Genomic DNA, 17,195 nt, shown 5'->3' with positions numbered 1-17,195 from the left:
GCTCCTCGGCGGCATCGATCAGCACATTGGAATCGGAGCCCACACCGAAGCGGCCACCCGCGGCGGCGAACAACTGCATCGGGAAGATCCCATCGCCCAGATTTGCCTCGGTGATCGGGCATAGCCCGACCACCGCGCCGCGATCGGCAATGGCCTGCACTTCACTGCCGGTGACATGCGTGGCATGCACCAGGCACCAGCGCGCGTCCACCGGCGCATTGGCCAGCAACCAGTCCACCGGGCGCTGGCCCGACCAGGCCAGGCAGGCATCGACCTCACGCTGCTGCTCGGCAATGTGGATGTGCACCGGGCCGTCGGTCAGCGGCAGCAGTGCCATCAGCTGGTGCGGCGTGACCGCACGCAGGCTGTGCGGCGCCAGGCCGAGCACGCCGTCGGGCAGCGCAGTGAGGCTTTGCCTGCAATCGTCGAGCAGCCGCACGAAGCCGTCGATGTCGTGGATCAGGCGCTTCTGCGCCGCGCTGGGTGCGGCGCCGCCAAAATCCGAGTGCGCGTAGAACACCGGCAGCAGGCTCAGCCCGATGCCGGTACTGGCAGCGGCAGCGACGATGCGCGCGGACATTTCGCCGGCTTGGGCGTAAGGCGCGCCGCCGGGGCTGTGGTGCAGGTAATGGAATTCGCCGACGCGGGTGAAGCCGCTTTCCAGCATCTCCACATACGCCTGCTCGGCGATCGCCTGCAGGCTGTCCGGGTCGAGCCGGTCCACAAAGCGGTACATCAGCTCGCGCCAGCTCCAGAAGCTGTCACCGCGACGCCCTCCCACTTCGGTCAGGCCGGCCATGCCGCGCTGGAAGGCGTGGCTGTGCAGGTTACCCAGGCCGGGCAGCAGCGGCCCGGCACGGATATCGGTGGCAGCCACCGCGGTATCGGGCTGCACCGACACGATGCGCCCCTGCGCCAGGCCGATGCGCACACCGCTGGCCCAGCCGCCTGGCAACAGGGCCCGCGCTGCCCACAGCGCTTGTACCGGCTGGTCTGCCACTGGACACCCTCGATTGACGAACTTATTGTATATACATATCAGACAGCACGAGCCTGCGCCATGCATTGCGACGTTCTCTGGCACAACGCGCAGCTGATGACCCTGGATGCTCCAGGCGGCGGCCTGGGTCCGGTGGACGATGGCGTGGTCGCCTGCCTGGACGGCCGCATCGTGTATGCCGGCCCGGCCGCGCAGGCGCCGGGGTTCGCGGCGGCCACCACGCACGACTGCCAACGACGCTGGATCAGCCCGGGCCTGATCGATTGCCACACGCACCTGGTGTATGCCGGCAACCGCGCCAACGAATTCGAACAACGTCTGCGCGGCGCCAGCTACGCCGACATCGCCACAGCCGGTGGTGGCATCGTGGCGACCGTGCGAGCCACCCGCACTGCCGACGATGCCGCCCTGCTCGCTGCCAGCCTGCCGCGCCTGGATGCACTGCTTTCCGAAGGGGTGACCACGCTGGAAATCAAATCCGGCTACGGGCTGACGCTGGAGGATGAAACCAAGCAACTGCGCGTGGCGCGCGCGCTCGCCAGCCTGCGTCAGGTCGAGGTGGTACCGACCTTTCTCGGTGCGCATGCGGTGCCGCCGGACAGCGCTGCGCAGCCTTACATCGATGCGGTCTGCACCCGGATGATTCCGGCGATTGCCGCGCATGGCCTGGCCGAAGCGGTCGACGTGTTCTGCGAGCACCTGGCGTTTACGCCTGCCCAGGCCGAACAGGTCTTCATCGCCGCGCAGGCGCACGGGCTGGGCATCAAGATCCACGCCGAGCAATTGAGCAACCAGCACGGTGCGGCGCTGGCCGCGCGCTACGGGGCGTTGTCGGCCGACCACATCGAATACCTGGACCAGGATGGCGTGGCGGCCATGGCCGCTGCCGGCACCGTGGCGGTGCTGCTGCCCGGTGCGTTCTATTTCACCCGCGATACCCAGTTGCCGCCGATCGAGGCCCTGCGCACGGCGGGGGTGCCACTGGCCCTGGCCACCGACTGCAACCCCGGCACCTCGCCGCTGACCAGCCCGCTGCTGGCGATGAACATGGCGGCCACGTTGTTCCGCATGACGGTGGACGAATGCATCGCCGGCTTCACCCGCGAGGCTGCGCGTGCGCTCGGCCGCAGCGCGCGACTGGGCCGGTTGCGCGCCGGCCTGGACTGCGACCTGGCGATCTGGGACATCGATGCGCCGGCCGACCTGGTCTATCGCATGGGCTTCAACCCGCTTCACGCCCGCGTCTGGCGCGGGCATTCGACCTGATTCACTGGAGTTGCCATGAGTGCTTCTGTTGTCTTGCAACCCGGCCACGTGACGCTGGCGCAGTGGCGTGCGCTGTATCGCGGCGCCGAGATGAGGATGGACGACGCCTGCGCGGCCGCGGTGCTGCGCAGCGCACAGACGGTGGAGGCCATCGTCGCGCGTGGCGAGCCGGTCTACGGCGTCAACACCGGCTTCGGCAAGCTGGCCAGCGTGCGCATCGAGCGCGACGACCTGCAGACCCTGCAGCGCAATATCGTGCTGTCGCATGCAGCCGGCGTCGGCGAGCCCACGCCGGTGCCGGTGGTGCGGCTGATGATGGCGCTCAAGCTCACCAGCCTGGCGCAGGGTGCGTCCGGCGTGCAACCGGGCACGCTGGCATTGCTGGACGCGATGCTGCATGCGGGCATCACTCCGGTGGTGCCGTGCCAGGGGTCGGTCGGGGCGTCCGGCGATCTGGCGCCGCTGTCGCATCTGGCCGCAGTGATGATCGGCGTTGGCGAAGCCTTCGTCGGCGGGCAACGGTTACCTGCTGCCGACGCGCTTGCACACGCGCAACTGCAACCGCGCGTGCTTGGCGCAAAGGAAGGCCTGGCGCTGCTCAACGGTACGCAATTCTCCACCGCCTGCGCGCTGGCTGGCCTGTTCGAAATCGAAACCGTGCTGCACGCCGCGCTGGTGACCGGCGCGTTGTCGGTGGAAGCGGCCAAGGGCTCGGATACGCCGTTCGATGCGCGTATCCATGCATTGCGCGGGCAGCCGGGGCAGATCGCGACCGCCGCGGCATTGCGCGCACTGATGGCCGATTCGGCGATCCGCGAATCGCACCGGCTCGGCGATGTGCGCGTGCAGGACCCGTATTGCCTGCGCTGCCAGCCGCAGGTGATGGGGGCAGCGCTGGACATCATGCGGCAGGCCGCGCGCACGCTGGAAATCGAAGCCAACGGCGTGTCCGATAATCCGTTGGTGTTCAGCGACACCGGCGAGGCGCTGTCGGGCGGCAACTTCCATGCCGAGCCGGTGGCCTTTGCCGCCGACATGCTGGCGATGGCGGTGTGCGAGATCGGCTCGATCAGCGAACGCCGCACCGCGATGCTGGTCGATCCGGCCTTGTCCGGTCTGCCGGCGTTTCTCACCCCGCGCCCGGGTTTGAACTCCGGCTTCATGATTCCGCAGGTCACCGCCGCGGCCCTGGTGTCGGAGAACAAGCAGCGCGCCTACCCGGCCAGCGTGGATTCGATTCCAACCTCCGCCAACCAGGAAGATCATGTGTCGATGGCCGCGCACGGTGCGCGCCGTCTGCTGGTCATGGCGGAAAACGCCGCGCACGTGATCGGCATCGAGCTGCTGGCGGCGGTGCAAGGCTGCGACTTCCATGCGCCGCTGCGCTCCAGTGACGCACTGGAAGCGGCACGCGCATTGCTGCGGGCGCAGGTGCCCACGTTGCAGGACGATCGCTACTTCCACCCGGACATGCTGGCCGCCAGCGCACTGGTGCGGTCGGGCGCCCTGGCCGGGGCGGTGGCGATTGCGTTGCCGGGTGTGGAGCCGCAGGCATGATGCGGCGCGTTGCAGCTCGCCTGTGCAGCATTCCGCTGCCATGCGATGCAGCCACGCGCGCATGCGCAGGATCTGCGGGCACTGCGTTTGCCTGCTGCGTCCAGCGCGAAGCCGGCCTGCGTGCCACTGATTGCTGCCACCGGCCGCACTCGCTCGCCGCTGCGCGCATCACCGGAGCGCAACGATGAGTGCCCTGCCCGACTGGCTGGAGATCCACCGCGGCAACGCCCCCTTGCTGATCAGTTTCCCGCACACCGGAACCGAGTTACCCGATCTGGTTGCCAGCCAGTTCGCCTCGCCGTGGCTGGCGCGCCGCGATGCAGACTGGTGGGTGCATCAGCTCTACGATTTTGCGCAGTCGCTGGGCGCCACCACGGTGCGCACCACGATCAGCCGCTCGGTGATCGACGTCAATCGCGACCCCAGCGGCGTTTCATTGTATCCGGGCCAGAACACCACCGGCCTGTGTCCGCTGACCACCTTCGACAATCAACCGCTCTATGCCGAAGGCCAGGCGCCGGATCAGGCACAGATCGATCTGCGCCGCACCCGCTGGTTCGACCCGTACCACGCCGCGCTGGCCGACGAGATTGCGCGCCTGCGCCAGCAGCACGCAAGCATCGTGGTGTACGACGCGCATTCGATTCGCTCCTTCATCCCGCACCTGTTCGACGGCGAACTGCCGCAGTTCAACATCGGCAGCAACGACGACCGCAGCTGCGACCCGGCGCTGGCCGACGCGGTGGAGCAACTGTGCCGCAGCAGCGGCTCCAGTACGGTACGCAACGGGCGTTTCAAGGGCGGCTGGATCACCCGCCATTACGGGCAACCCGACCAAGGCGTGCACGCCCTGCAGATGGAGCTGGCCTGCCGCGGCTACATGCGCGAACCCGACACCATCACCCCGGACAACTGGCCCACTCCGTGGCAGCCGGTGCATGCCGCTGCCCTGCGCGCGGTGTTGCGGCACGTGCTGCTGGCCTGTCTGGCATTCGCCAACGCACCCCGAACCGACACCACGCCGCACGCGGCCCACCGTTGATTGCAAGGAACCCGGTATGACCCGTCACGATGCTACCCGCGTCATCCGCGCTGCCACCGGCACCACGCTCACCGCCAGGAGCTGGCTCACCGAAGCGCCGCTGCGCATGCTGATGAACAACCTGGACCCGGACGTGGCCGAGCGCCCGCAGGAACTGGTGGTATACGGCGGCATCGGCCGCGCCGCGCGCGACTGGGAATCCTTCGATGCGATCGTGGCTGCGCTCACGCGACTGGAAGATGATCAAACCCTGCTGGTGCAATCGGGCAAACCGGTCGGCGTGTTCCGCACCCACGCCGATGCGCCGCGCGTGCTGATCGCCAACTCCAATCTGGTACCGCGCTGGGCCAATTGGGACCACTTCAACGCGCTGGATCAAAAAGGCCTGGCGATGTACGGGCAGATGACCGCCGGCAGCTGGATCTACATCGGCGCGCAGGGCATCGTGCAAGGCACCTACGAAACCTTCGTGGAAATGGGCCGCCAGCACTACGGCGGCAGCCTGGCCGGCAAGTGGCTGTTCACCGGCGGGCTGGGCGGCATGGGCGGCGCGCAACCGCTGGCTGCGGTGATGGCCGGCGCGTCCTGCCTGGCCGTGGAATGCCGCCGTTCTAGCATCGACATGCGCTTGCGCACCGGATACCTGGACACCTGGACCGACTCGCTGGACGAAGCGCTGCGCCTGATCGAGCAATCGTGCACCGCGAAGACGCCGCTGTCGGTCGGCCTGCTCGGCAATGTCGCCGACGTCCTGGACGAACTGCTGCTGCGCGGGATCAAGCCGGACCTGCTGACCGACCAGACCTCCGCACACGACCCGGTCAACGGCTACCTGCCGCAAGGCTGGAGCGTGGAAGCGTGGGACGCGAAGCGCGTGAGCGCACCGAAGGAGGTGGAAGCCGCCGCGCGCGAGACGATGGCCAACCACATCCGCGCCATGCTCACCTTCCACGCGCTCGGCGTACCCACCGTGGATTACGGCAACAACCTGCGCCAGATGGCGCTAGAACAAGGGGTCGACGATGCATTCGACTTCCCCGGCTTCGTCCCCGCCTACATCCGCCCGCTGTTCTGTCGCGGCATCGGCCCGTTCCGCTGGGTCGCGCTGTCGGGCGACCCGGAAGACATCGCCAGGACCGATGCCAAGGTCAAGGAACTCATCCCCGACGATGCGCACCTGCATCGCTGGCTGGACATGGCGGCCGACAAGATCGCCTTCCAGGGCTTGCCTGCGCGCATCTGCTGGGTCGGGCTGGGCGACCGCCATCGGCTGGGCCTGGCCTTCAATGCGATGGTGCGCAGTGGCGAGCTCAAGGCGCCGGTGGTGATCGGCCGCGACCATCTGGATTCGGGCAGCGTGGCCTCGCCCAACCGCGAAACCGAAGCGATGACCGACGGCTCCGATGCCGTGTCCGACTGGCCCTTGCTCAATGCCCTGCTCAACACTGCCAGCGGCGCCACCTGGGTGTCGCTGCACCATGGCGGCGGCGTCGGCATGGGCTTTTCGCAGCATGCCGGCATGGTCATCGTCTGCGACGGCAGCGAGTCAGCCGACAAGCGCCTGGAGCGCGTGCTCTGGAACGACCCCGCCACCGGCGTGATGCGGCACGCCGACGCCGGTTATGCGATTGCCCGGGATTGCGCAGACGCAAAGGGACTGGATTTGCCGGGGATTACCGGCAAAAGAGGTCAATGAGATCTGCGATCGTTCGATAGCCACTGATTGTCAGCGGCCGGGCATGGGCCGCCGCCCTTGCCGCAGCGGAGCTTAGGGCCGCTCCGGCGTCGAGTGCCCCTCGCCCCCCCCGCGGGCGGGGCTGGACGCGCTCCGCATGGGCAACGCCGACCTCACGCCTGGCCACCGCATCACACCCCCGACGATTGCCCTCAAGAACGCCGCTGCCTGGCCGACAAGGTATGCAACGTTTCGAGGAATCTCCATGGGCATCTTGATCTACCTGGTGCCTGCATTCGCACTCTGGGCCCTGATCGCCACGGCACTGGCATTCGTCCGCGGCCGCCAGTTGCGCGCCGAGTCTGGCCAGCTTGCCAGCACCCAGGACAGTCTTGGCCGCTATCAGGCGGCGCTGTCTCAGCTGAAGGCGCGTGCGGCAGCCAGCGCACTGGAGCTGGAATCGCTGCAACGCAGCTACGCTGTGCTCAAGCAATCGCTGGACCAGCAGGAGCAGAATGCAGCCGAGCAGCAGGACGCCGCGGCCACCGAGGTGATCCCGCTGGTGATGGTGCAGCGGCTGGATATCGCCAACGAGATCGGCACCCTGTTTGCGCATGTCGCCCGCGTGGCACGCAGCCTGCGTCGCTACAGCGCCTACAGCCGCGGCCATAGCGCGCCGGAGCCAAGCACCGCGCGCTACGACCTGCACTGGCTGGCGGACTGCCTGCACAGCTTCGATCAGATCGGCCACGCGCTGGTACGCGGCAATGTGGCCGCCTTGATCACCGCCTGCCAGGATCTGCTGTCGATGTACGACCATTATTTGAAGGACGGCTCCGGCTACAACAGCCGTGACACCTTCCAGCGCCTGAGCAGCGATGTACCGCTCTCCGAAGCCACCGATGCCATCCGCTCTATCATCGTCAAGGCGACGCTGGCGCAGGATATGCGCGATGCGGTGCGGGACGATGCGGTGGCGGCGAACGTTGGGTGAATCGGGAATCGGGAATCGGGAATCGGGAATCGGGAATCGTAAGAGCGTACGGCCTGATGCATTCCGATGTGGCGTTATGTCTATCCACGAGGATGGCGTATCGAGCGAATCAAGCGTTTTAGCCCCTTGATTTCCTGCAAGAAAGCGCACCGCTTGCGGTGCGCTTTCTTTGTTTGCGGCCGACGAGTGATACAGACGAACGTGGCTGCGGGCAGCCATGCGCCTGATCACGCCATATATGCATCGGCGCATTCCGATTTCAGACACCGGCCGCGCGGCTCGGCAGCCACGTAGCCGTGTCATCGCCGGCCTACCAGCTATCTTCGATCGCCCGCAGCATCATGGCGCCTGCTGCGGTAGCGCGTAGGCCACCAACGCATCGCCTGCCGGGGTTTCCATGAAGTGATGCCCGCCGGCCATGATGACCAGATATTCGCGGCCACCGTATTCGTACACCATCGGGTTGGCCTGGCCGCCGGCTGGCAACTTGGCATGCCACAGCTCCTTGCCGGTGGCCAGATCGATGGCGCGGATCAGGTCGTCGGTGGCGGCGGCGATGAAGATCAAACCACCCGCCGTCACCACCGCGCCGCCGTTGTTGGGCGTACCGATCTCGATCGGCAGGCCGGAGCGGATGCCGAACGGGCCATTGCCGCGCGCACTGCCGAACGGGCGGTCCCACAGCGTCTTGCCGCTGGCCAGATCGATGGCACGGATGCCGCCGTACGGCGGTTCCTTGCACAGTAATTTGGTGAACGGCAGCCGCCAACCGGCATTGACGTTGATCGCATACGGCGTGCCTGCCTGCGGGTCGCCCGCGCCTTCTGCGCCACCGGCATCGCCACGGACCTCGTCGCGCGGTGCCCAGCCCAGCGTGTCGGCCTTGGCGCGCGGCACCAGCAGGTTGTAATTGGGCATGTCGTTGTAGTTGGCCACGATCACGCCGCGCCGCGGATCGACCGCCACGCTGCCCCAATCCGAACCGCCGTTATATCCGGGGTATTCGATCGAATGGCGCTCCGCTTCCGGTGGCGTATAGATGCCCTTGTAGCTGGCGGTGCGGAACTGGATGCGACAAACCAGCTGGTCGATCGGGGTCATGCCCCACATGTCGCGCTCGGTCAGATCCGGCTTGCGCAGCGTGTGATACAGCGAAAACGGCTGGGTCTTGGCGCGCATCTGCGGCTCCACGCCGCCGCCCGGCACCGCACGTTCTTGCACGCCCACCAGCGGCTTGCCGGTGCGCCGGTCCAGCACATACAACTCGCCCTGCTTGCTCGGCAGCAAGACTGCCGGCACGTTGACGCCGTCCTTGGGGAAATCGATCAGGCTCGGTTGCGAGCCCAGGTCGTAATCCCAGGCATCGATGTGGGTGGTCTGGAAATTCCACACCGGTTTGCCCGTGGTCACATCCAGCGCCACCAGCGAGGTCGCGTAGCGATTCTCCTGTGGCGTGCGCGAGCTGCTCCAGTAATCGGCGGTGGAATTGCCCATCGGCAGATAGACATAACCCAACTGCTCATCGGCTGCGGCGGTGGTCCACATATTGGGTGTGCCACGCGTCCAGCTCTGGCCCGGAGGCGGTGCAATGTTCCAGTCCGGATGCGTCATGTCCCAGGCCCAACGCAACTTGCCGGTCACTGCGTCGAACCCCTCGATCACACCGGACGGCTCGTAACGCTTCTGCCCGTCGAGCACCTGATGGCCGGTGACCACCACGCCGCGCACGATGGCCGGTGGCGAGTTGATCGACACATAGCCCGGCGGCGTCTGCCCCATGCCGACGGTGATATCGACCTGCCCATTGCTGCCGAAGTCCGGGCATGGCGTTCCGCTGCGTGCATCCAGCGCGATCAAGCGGCCGTCCAGCGTGCCTTCGATCACGCGCGTGCGGCACAGCGCTGCCGGCGACGTTGCCGTTGCGGCTGCAGTGTTGGCGGCTGCCGGCACTTCGTAATACGACACCCCACGGCATGCCGCCGTGTACGGAATCGCCTCGTCCTTGACCTTGGGATCGTAGCGCCAGCGCTGCTTGCCGCTGGCGGCATCCAGCGCGATCACCTGGTTGCGCGCGGTGCACAGGTACAGGCTGTCGCCCACCTTCAGCGGCGTGGTCTCCGCGCCCCAGCGCTTGCTCGGCAGATCGCCGGTATGGAATACCCACGCCTGCTGCAACTGCGCCACATTGTCGCGATTGATCTGCTGCAGCGGCGAGTAACGTTGCCCGGCCTGGCTACGTCCGTAGGCAGCCCAGTCGCCGTCGGCAGGTGCATTCGCCGGCTGTGCGCCAGATACCGCACCCGGGGCGGATGCAGTGCGACTGAGCAGACCACCCACCGTGCCGGCCGCCTGCGCCAGCGCGCCATCGGCTTCGGTGACGCCGTGCGGCACGAAGGCCAGCACGAAGGCGACCACAAACACTGCCGCCAACGCGCCCGCTACGCTGCGCGAGACCGCGCGCGACACCGGGCGTTGCAATTTCGGGAGTAGCAGCGCAAGCACGAATGCCAGGCCGACGATCAAACCCAGGCGCGGCACCCAGCGCCAGTAATCGCTGCCCGATTCCCACCATGTCCACAGCAGCGAACCCACCACCACCGCAGCAAACCACCATGCGCCCGCATTGCGGCCCCGCACCAGCAAGACGCCGGCAATCACCATTGCCGCACCGGCCGGCAGGTAATACCAGGAGCCACCCAGCGCAGCCAACCACACGCCACCGGCCAGCAGTACTGCACCCAGCACGGCAATCACACCCCCCAATATCGCCAGCGCCCAATGGCCGCGACCGGAAGGACGATCCAGAATCGTCATCAGTTGTTCCTCTTCGACTCAGCGGCAACGCAACGCCGCCGCACCGCCAACCACCTTCGGCGCGTGCGGGTGAAAGAACCGCCTTTTTCGCGGCAATCGGTCGAGGACACTGCGTTGCAGATGTCATGGCCTGCAACAATGACGGGCATAAAAAACGCCGGCTTCCGCCGGCGTTTTCGGTCAGCTGCAGCAATGCCGCTGCTCGATCAACCGATCATTCTTCGGTTGCCGGCGGCACTACGGTGACCTGCGCAGCCGCCTCTTCCACCGTATCGTCCACTTCATCCAGCGATGCATCCAGGCGTTCGACCGCCTGCAGCTTTTCGCCCTTGGACAGCCGGATCAGCGTCACGCCCTGGGTGTTGCGGCCCACGCGCGAGATTTCCGAACCGCGTGTGCGCACCAGCGTGCCGCCATCGGAAATCAGCAACACTTCGTCGGTGGCGCCCAGCAGCACTGCACGCACCAGCTTGCCGTTGCGTTCGGTGGTCTGGATGCCGATCACGCCCTGGGTGCCACGCCCCTTGCGCGGATATTCGGCCAGCGGGGTGCGCTTGCCGTAGCCGTTCTCGGTGGCGGTCAGGATGTAGGCCACATTGCCATCGTCGGCGACCTCGATCACGGCAGGCTCGCCGCCATCGGCGGCTTCCACCACGTCATCGACCTCGTCGCCTTCGATCTCCTCTTCGACACCGCCGGCACGCTCGGCCACGATCAGGCTGACCACTTCCTCGCCCTTGGTCAGGCGGATACCGCGCACACCGGTGGCGGTACGGCCCATCGAACGCACGGTGGATTCGCCAAAGCGCACGGTCTTGCCATTGGAGGCGAACAGCAACACGTCGCGGTCGCCATCGGTCAAGGCCACGCCGACCAGCGCATCGCCTTCATCCAGATTGATCGCGATCTTGCCGCGCGCCAGACGGAAGGCGAATTCGCTCAGCGGCGTCTTCTTGACCGTACCGTTGCGGGTAGCAAAGAACACATAGCGGTTGTCGGCGTATTCGCGCACCGGCAGCACCGCCTGCACGCGCTCGCCGGATTCCAGCGGAATCCAGTTGATGATCGGGCGGCCACGCGCATTGGAGCCGGCTTCCGGCAGCTGATGCACCGGCAGCCAGAACACCTTGCCGCTGCTGGTAAAGGTCAGCAGCGTGTCGTGCGTATTAACCAGCCACAGCTGGTCGATGAAATCTTCTTCCTTGGTCGCTGCGGCGGACCGGCCACGGCCGCCACGGCGCTGCGCACGATAGGCGCTCACCGGCTGGCGCTTGGCATAGCCGGCATGCGACAGCGTCACCACTACGTCTTCCGGCGCGATCAGATCGAGGATGTCCAGATCTTCTTCGCTGTGACGGATTTCGGTGCGGCGTTCGTCGCCATATTCTTCGCGGATATTGATCAGCTCGTCGCGGATCACCTGCAGCAGCACATCCGGGTTTTCCAGGATGCGGATCAGGCCTTCGATGACGCCGAGCAACTGCTTGTACTCGTCGGTCAGCTTTTCCTGTTCCAGGCCGGTCAGGCGATGCAGACGCATTTCCAGGATCTGCGAAGCCTGCACTTCACTGAGCTGATAAAAGCCCTTGATCAGGCCCACGCCCGGCGGCAGATCTTCCGGCTTGGACGCTTCGGCACCGGCTGCGCCCAGCAGCGCGCCCACCAGACCCGGTTGCCAGGTCTTGGCCAGCATGCGCTCGCGCGCTTCCTGCGGGTTGGCCGAGGTCTTGATCAACTCGATCATTTCATCGATGTTGGCCAACGCAACGGTCAGGCCTTCTAGCACGTGCGCACGTGCACGCGCCTTGCGCAACTCAAAGATGGTGCGGCGGGTGACGACCTCGCGGCGGTGGCGGATGAACGCCTCCAGCATCTGCTTGAGGTTCATCAACTGCGGGCGGCCGTCGATCAGCGCCACCATGTTGATGCCGAACACCGACTCCATCTGGGTCTGCTGGTAAAGGTTGTTGAGCACAACCTCGGCCGACTCGCCGCGCTTGATCTCGATGTAGATGCGCATGCCGTCCTTGTCGGACTCATCGCGCAGCTCGCTGATGCCTTCGAGCTTCTTTTCCTTGACCAGCTCGGCGATCTTCTCGATCAACCGCGCCTTGTTCACCTGGTACGGGATCTCGGTGACGACGATCGCCTCGCGGCCGTTGTCGGCCACTTCCACATCGGCCTTGGCACGAATGCGCACGCGGCCACGGCCGGTGCGATAACCGGCGGCGATGCCGGCGGTGCCGTTGATGATGCCGGCGGTGGGGAAATCCGGGCCCGGGATGTATTCCATCAGGCCTTCGACATCCAGCTCCGGGGTGTCGATCAGCGCGATGCAGGCGTTGATCGCCTCGGTCAGGTTATGCGGCGGGATGTTGGTGGCCATGCCCACCGCGATACCGGCCGAACCGTTGACCAGCAGGCTCGGGAACCGGGTCGGCATGACCGTCGGTTCCAGTTCCTTTTCGTCGTAATTGGGCTGGAAATCGACGGTTTCCTTGTCGATGTCCGCCATCAGCTCATGCGCCAGCCGCGACATGCGCGACTCGGTGTAACGCATCGCCGCAGCAGAGTCGCCGTCGACCGAACCGAAGTTACCCTGGCCGTCCACCATCATGTAGCGCAGCGAAAACGGCTGCGCCATGCGTACCAGCGTGTCGTACACCGACTGGTCGCCGTGCGGGTGGTACTTACCGATGACGTCGCCGACGATACGCGCCGACTTGAAGTAGGCCTTGTTGCTATGGGCGCCCAGCTCGTGCATCGCGAACAACACGCGACGGTGCACAGGCTTGAGGCCATCACGGGCATCGGGGAGTGCACGGCCCACGATCACGCTCATCGCGTAATCGAGATAGCTCTTGCGCATCTCGTCTTCCAGATTGACCTGGATGATTTCCTTGGCGGTTTCTGCCATTCGGGTTCCGTAAGTGAGGTGGCGGGCGAGCCGGAAAGCCGCGTCGGGGGCGCCTTAGTCACAGGCTGCCGACCCCACGCTCCCGCCGATCGATTCAAGCCCCGGATTGTACCACGAAGGGGCAGCCCGATGCCTCCGGTTTACCAGCCAGAAACAAGCACTTGCAGGACTTTGCCGGACGTTTGCGGCGCGGGTGCGCCGCGCCGGGCTCAGGCGCCGAAGGCTGCCTGCATCCGCGCCAGGTCCGGCTGCACGATCACTCCGCGCTCGGTGACGATGGCATCGATCAGGCTGCCGGGGGTGACATCAAACACCGGGTTCCAGGCATGGATGCCGTCGGCCACCGTGCGCACCCCGCCCACACCGAACAATTCGCCCGGGTCGCGCTGCTCGATCTCGATCTGGTCGCCACTGGCGGTGGCCATGTCCACGGTCGACGATGGCGCCACCACCATGAACTTGACCCCGTGGTGGCGCGCGGCAATGGCCAGCTGATAGGTGCCGATCTTGTTGGCGGTATCGCCATTGGCGCAGATGCGATCGGCGCCGACGATCACCCACTGCACCAGGCCGGACTTCATCAGATGCGAGGCCGCCGAATCGGCGATGAGGGTGGCGTCGATGCCGTCCTGCTGCAGCTCCCACACGGTCAGGCGCGCGCCCTGCAGCCAGGGCCGGGTTTCGCCGGCAAATACCTTGGCGATGCGCTGCTGCGCCATGCCGGCGCGAATCACGCCCAGCGCCGTGCCGAAGCCGGCAGTGGCCAGCGAGCCGGTATTGCAGTGGGTCAGCACGCCGCTGCCGGGGGCGATCAGGTCGGCGCCGAGCGCACCCATATGGCGGTTGGCGGCCAGATCCTCATCCGCAATCGCCTGCGCCTCGCGCGCGATCACCTCGCGCCAGTCCGCGCCGGCCGCGCCCAACACCCGGCGCATGCGCATCAGCGCCCAGGCCAGGTTGACCGCGGTCGGGCGTGCCGCATTGAGCCGCAGCAGCGCCGGTTCGAGCTTCTGCAGCGCGGCGCTGCCGTCATCGGCGTCGATGTCGCGCGCGGCCAGCACCACGCCCCACCCGGCCGCAATGCCGATCGCCGGCGCACCGCGCACGGCCAGCGAATGGATCGCTTCGGCCACCGCGTCGCTGGTGTCGCAACGCACATGCTCCACCACGAAGGGCAGCTTGCGTTGGTCGAGCAATTCCAGGGCATCGCCGGTCCACAGTAGCGGCCGGATGTGGTCGTAGCGGGCGTAATCGATATGGGCGCTGTCGTTCATGCGTCCATTGTAAGGCGCAGGGGCGGTGCAGTCAGTGGAGGCGTCGCCCAGATCGCAGGCCGTGCGCAGCAATGTATCGGGCGCAACCGCCCGGTTGGTCGAGATCGCGGTGCCCTCACCCCAGACGGTTGGCTGGCGGTCTTGCCGAAAACGAAATGCCGCGCGCGCAGCTTGCCGTTGCTGATCGAAAACCCTGCGCACCGACCAACTTGACTGGTGCTTGCCTGCCCACCGTCGCGGGACCCTTGGCGGCATGGATGCCGCCACGAAGCTACATGGACGTACTTGCAGCGTCTCCTGCGATGGTGGGCGGGCAAGGGCCCTGCAGCAAAGGTGCAGATGATCCGCTCTGCGCCTGGTCTGTCCGTAGCGAGCCATGACGTACTTGCAGCGTATCCCGCGACGGTCGGCGTACAAGGGCCCGGCAGCCAGACCACAGGGCAGCCGCCGCGTGGCGAAGACCTAAATCCTCCAGCCAGCACTAGACCGATACGTAGTCGCGCAGCAGTCCTGATAACCGCTCAGTCGACGATGAACTCGGCGCGGCAACCGTCGTTCACCCAGACACCGTCGCGGCTCCAGCCCCAGGTCTGGCCTTCCACGCAGGGCGTCCTGGACATCTGCCGGCCCAGCCGTACCGCACGCTCCACCGACACCCCGCAGGTGCGGCGCGCGCTCTTCTTGGATTCGCAGGTGACCATGCGCGGCACCGTCACGAAGCCGGAACCGTCTTCGGCACCCACTTCGAACTCGCCATCGCACCCACGCGACACCCATATCTCGTTACGGCGAACGCCCCAGGTACGGCCTTCCTTGCACGGCCACATCGAACGCTGCCGCAGCAGCCGCACCGGCGCGCCACGCAACACCACCGGGCACGCCACCTTGCCGCCATTGGAATCGCAGCGCACCACACGGCGCATCACCGTTGCGGTCTGCACGCGGGACGACGCGAATTCGGCGCGGCAGCCCTGTTCGACCCACACGCCATCGTCTTCGACGTCCCATTCGCTGCCGCGGATACAGCTGGTCTCGGAGAGCTGGCGCACCAGCTGAACACCATTGGCAATGTTCATCGCGCAATGCACGCGTGCCATGTCCTTGGACTCGCAGCGCACCACACCAGCCGCACGCTCGGAGGCGCGCGCATCGGCGAGCATCAGCAGCGGCAGGCACCACAAACCGCATAAGCTGATCAGCCACTTCATGCCAACAATCCTCACCCCGAAACGATCTACGTCGCGCCCCCGTGGACGTGAAGATGAGAGCATCATCGATGTGAAGATAGCAATACGGCGCAGGTGACAGCGGCATGGCAGAAGCGGTGCACGCGCACTGTCGCGCGATACGCGCGGAGCGGTGTCGTTTACGGATCCGCCACGTTTGTCATGCGCCGCGCCGGTCTGGTGCGCAGCAAGCTGCGGCAAAGCATCTGCGTCCGGGAACGCCCTGGCGGTCCAGCGCGAGGCCCGCCGCGCCAAGGCTCAGGCGCGCAAACTCGGACGCCAGCACGTCGGCAATCTGCGTGGTGCGATCCAGCGCGACGCCGGCCGCCCCGCGTCTTCAGGCACGCGCGAACTCGAAGGCCAGCACGTCGGCGATCTGCGCGGTGCCGCGCAAGGCCATCAGCAAACGGTCCACGCCCACCGCCACTCCCGCGCAGTCCGGCAACTGCGACAACACCGCAAGCAGCTCCTCGTCCAGCGGCAGCTGCGGCAAACCGCGCGCCGCGCGCCGCGCGTTGTCGCGCAGGAAACGCGCGCGCTGCTCCTGCGGGTCGTTCAACTCGTGGTAGCCGTTGGCGACCTCGTAGGCGCCCAGATACAGCTCGAACCGTTCGGCCACCGGCGGGTTGTCGTGGCGGATCCGCGCCAGCGCGCATTGGCTGGCCGGCCAGTCGTGCACCACGGTGAGCGTGTCGCCGGAAAACCCCGGCTGCAGGCGATGGGTCATCAGCAGGTCCAGCCAGTCATCGCGCGTGAGCCCCTGCGGGTCAATGGCGATGTCGTGCAGCGGCGCACGCAACGCCTCTTCCGGCGCCAGCAGCGGGTCGATGCCCAGCCGCTGCACGAACAGCTCGCGGTAGCTGAGCACCTGCACCGCAGCCGAGCGCCCGACCAACGCAAGTGCCCGCTGCACCAGCGCAACGGTTTCCTGCGCCAGCGCGCGGTCGTCCCAGCCCACCCGGTACCACTCGAGCATGCTGAATTCCGGGTTGTGCCGGCCGCCGGCCTCGCCATTGCGAAACACACGCCCCAGCTCGTAGCAATCGCCCAGGCCGGCGGCGAGCAGGCGCTTGAGCGGGTATTCCGGCGAGGTGCGCAACCAGCGCACGGGCGGGCCGGCATCCACGTGCCCGCTGAAGCGGGTGCTGAAACTCTCGATGTTCGGCTCGGTATTGCCTGCCTGCGAAAGCACCGGCGTTTCCACTTCCAGCACGCCGCGCTCGGCAAAAAACGCACGAATCGCCGCGTTGAGCTGCGCGCGCAGTTGCAGCGCAGCCAAATCCAGTCGCGCTGCCGTCACGGCTGCTGCCCGTGTTCGCCCAGGAAGGCCAGCAGCCGTGCTTCGTCCCAGATCTCCACGCCCAGCGATTGCGCCTTGTCGAGCTTGGAGCCGGCTTCTTCGCCGGCCACCAGGAACGCAGTCTTCTTGG

The 17,195-nt window shown here is 66.6% G+C and carries 11 protein-coding genes; 5 read left to right on the top strand and 6 right to left on the bottom strand.

What is annotated here, in order from left to right:
- Window positions 1–1,000: formimidoylglutamate deiminase (hutF, locus tag OZ10_RS13225; RefSeq protein ID WP_039565338.1), on the bottom strand; the 1,000-nt coding region annotated here is incomplete at its 3' end.
- Between the two features lie 60 nt (window positions 1,001–1,060).
- Between hutF and hutI the strand changes: the two genes are divergently transcribed.
- The 5 genes from hutI (at window position 1,061) to OZ10_RS22225 (ending at window position 7,534) form a co-directional block, all read left to right on the top strand.
- Window positions 1,061–2,266, top strand: a complete 1,206-nt coding sequence (gene hutI, locus OZ10_RS13220) for an imidazolonepropionase (RefSeq protein WP_039412656.1) — start codon at window positions 1,061–1,063, stop codon at window positions 2,264–2,266.
- Window positions 2,267–2,281: 15 nt separating this feature from the next.
- On the top strand, window positions 2,282–3,823 hold the full coding sequence (gene hutH / locus OZ10_RS13215) for a histidine ammonia-lyase (protein ID WP_039412659.1): 1,542 nt from the start codon (window positions 2,282–2,284) through the stop codon (window positions 3,821–3,823).
- 184 nt (window positions 3,824–4,007) lie between these two features.
- Window positions 4,008–4,865: an N-formylglutamate deformylase gene (hutG, locus tag OZ10_RS13210; protein WP_039412662.1), complete on the top strand. Its 858-nt coding sequence runs from the start codon at window positions 4,008–4,010 to the stop codon at window positions 4,863–4,865.
- A gap of 16 nt (window positions 4,866–4,881) precedes the next feature.
- Entirely contained in the window at window positions 4,882–6,561 is a 1,680-nt protein-coding gene (gene hutU / locus OZ10_RS13205; RefSeq protein WP_039412666.1) for a urocanate hydratase, read from the top strand.
- Window positions 6,562–6,805: 244 nt separating this feature from the next.
- Window positions 6,806–7,534, top strand: a complete 729-nt coding sequence (locus OZ10_RS22225) for a hypothetical protein (RefSeq protein ID WP_039415713.1) — start codon at window positions 6,806–6,808, stop codon at window positions 7,532–7,534.
- A 339-nt stretch (window positions 7,535–7,873) separates the two neighbouring features.
- On the opposite strand, the gene OZ10_RS13195 is transcribed toward OZ10_RS22225, so the two are convergent.
- The 5 genes from OZ10_RS13195 to epmA form a co-directional block, all read right to left on the bottom strand.
- Window positions 7,874–10,348, bottom strand: coding sequence for a membrane-bound PQQ-dependent dehydrogenase, glucose/quinate/shikimate family (locus OZ10_RS13195; RefSeq protein WP_039565337.1), 2,475 nt, complete (start codon window positions 10,346–10,348; stop codon window positions 7,874–7,876).
- Between the two features lie 214 nt (window positions 10,349–10,562).
- Entirely contained in the window at window positions 10,563–13,265 is a 2,703-nt protein-coding gene (gene gyrA, locus OZ10_RS13185; RefSeq protein ID WP_039411484.1) for a DNA gyrase subunit A, read from the bottom strand.
- Window positions 13,266–13,474: 209 nt separating this feature from the next.
- The gene (gene mtnA / locus OZ10_RS13180) at window positions 13,475–14,539 is read right to left on the bottom strand and encodes an S-methyl-5-thioribose-1-phosphate isomerase (RefSeq protein ID WP_039565335.1); all 1,065 of its coding nucleotides are present in this window, start codon (window positions 14,537–14,539) and stop codon (window positions 13,475–13,477) included.
- Window positions 14,540–15,060: 521 nt separating this feature from the next.
- Window positions 15,061–15,747: a DUF3011 domain-containing protein gene (locus tag OZ10_RS13175; protein ID WP_039411479.1), complete on the bottom strand. Its 687-nt coding sequence runs from the start codon at window positions 15,745–15,747 to the stop codon at window positions 15,061–15,063.
- Window positions 15,748–16,102: 355 nt separating this feature from the next.
- Window positions 16,103–17,065, bottom strand: coding sequence for an EF-P lysine aminoacylase EpmA (gene epmA, locus OZ10_RS13170; RefSeq protein WP_039565333.1), 963 nt, complete (start codon window positions 17,063–17,065; stop codon window positions 16,103–16,105).
- Between the last annotated feature and the right edge of the window lie 130 nt (window positions 17,066–17,195).

Origin of the sequence: Xanthomonas cannabis pv. cannabis (genome assembly GCF_000802365.1) — a bacterium.
GTDB classification, from domain to species: Bacteria; Pseudomonadota; Gammaproteobacteria; order Xanthomonadales; family Xanthomonadaceae; genus Xanthomonas; species Xanthomonas cannabis.
Note: the sequence above shows the minus strand (reverse complement) of the source record. Positions and strands in the feature narration are given on the sequence as shown.

Excerpts from the sequence above, each read along its gene's own strand:
- hutI (WP_039412656.1), top strand. The coding sequence starts at position 1,061 with ATGCATTGCGACGTTCTCTGGCACAACGCGCAGCTGATGACCCTGGAT.
- hutH (WP_039412659.1), top strand. The coding sequence starts at position 2,282 with ATGAGTGCTTCTGTTGTCTTGCAACCCGGCCACGTGACGCTGGCGCAG.
- hutG (WP_039412662.1), top strand. The coding sequence starts at position 4,008 with ATGAGTGCCCTGCCCGACTGGCTGGAGATCCACCGCGGCAACGCCCCC.
- hutU (WP_039412666.1), top strand. The coding sequence starts at position 4,882 with ATGACCCGTCACGATGCTACCCGCGTCATCCGCGCTGCCACCGGCACC.
- OZ10_RS22225 (WP_039415713.1), top strand. The coding sequence starts at position 6,806 with ATGGGCATCTTGATCTACCTGGTGCCTGCATTCGCACTCTGGGCCCTG.
- OZ10_RS13195 (WP_039565337.1), bottom strand. The coding sequence starts at position 10,348 with ATGACGATTCTGGATCGTCCTTCCGGTCGCGGCCATTGGGCGCTGGCG.
- gyrA (WP_039411484.1), bottom strand. The coding sequence starts at position 13,265 with ATGGCAGAAACCGCCAAGGAAATCATCCAGGTCAATCTGGAAGACGAG.
- mtnA (WP_039565335.1), bottom strand. The coding sequence starts at position 14,539 with ATGAACGACAGCGCCCATATCGATTACGCCCGCTACGACCACATCCGG.
- OZ10_RS13175 (WP_039411479.1), bottom strand. The coding sequence starts at position 15,747 with ATGAAGTGGCTGATCAGCTTATGCGGTTTGTGGTGCCTGCCGCTGCTG.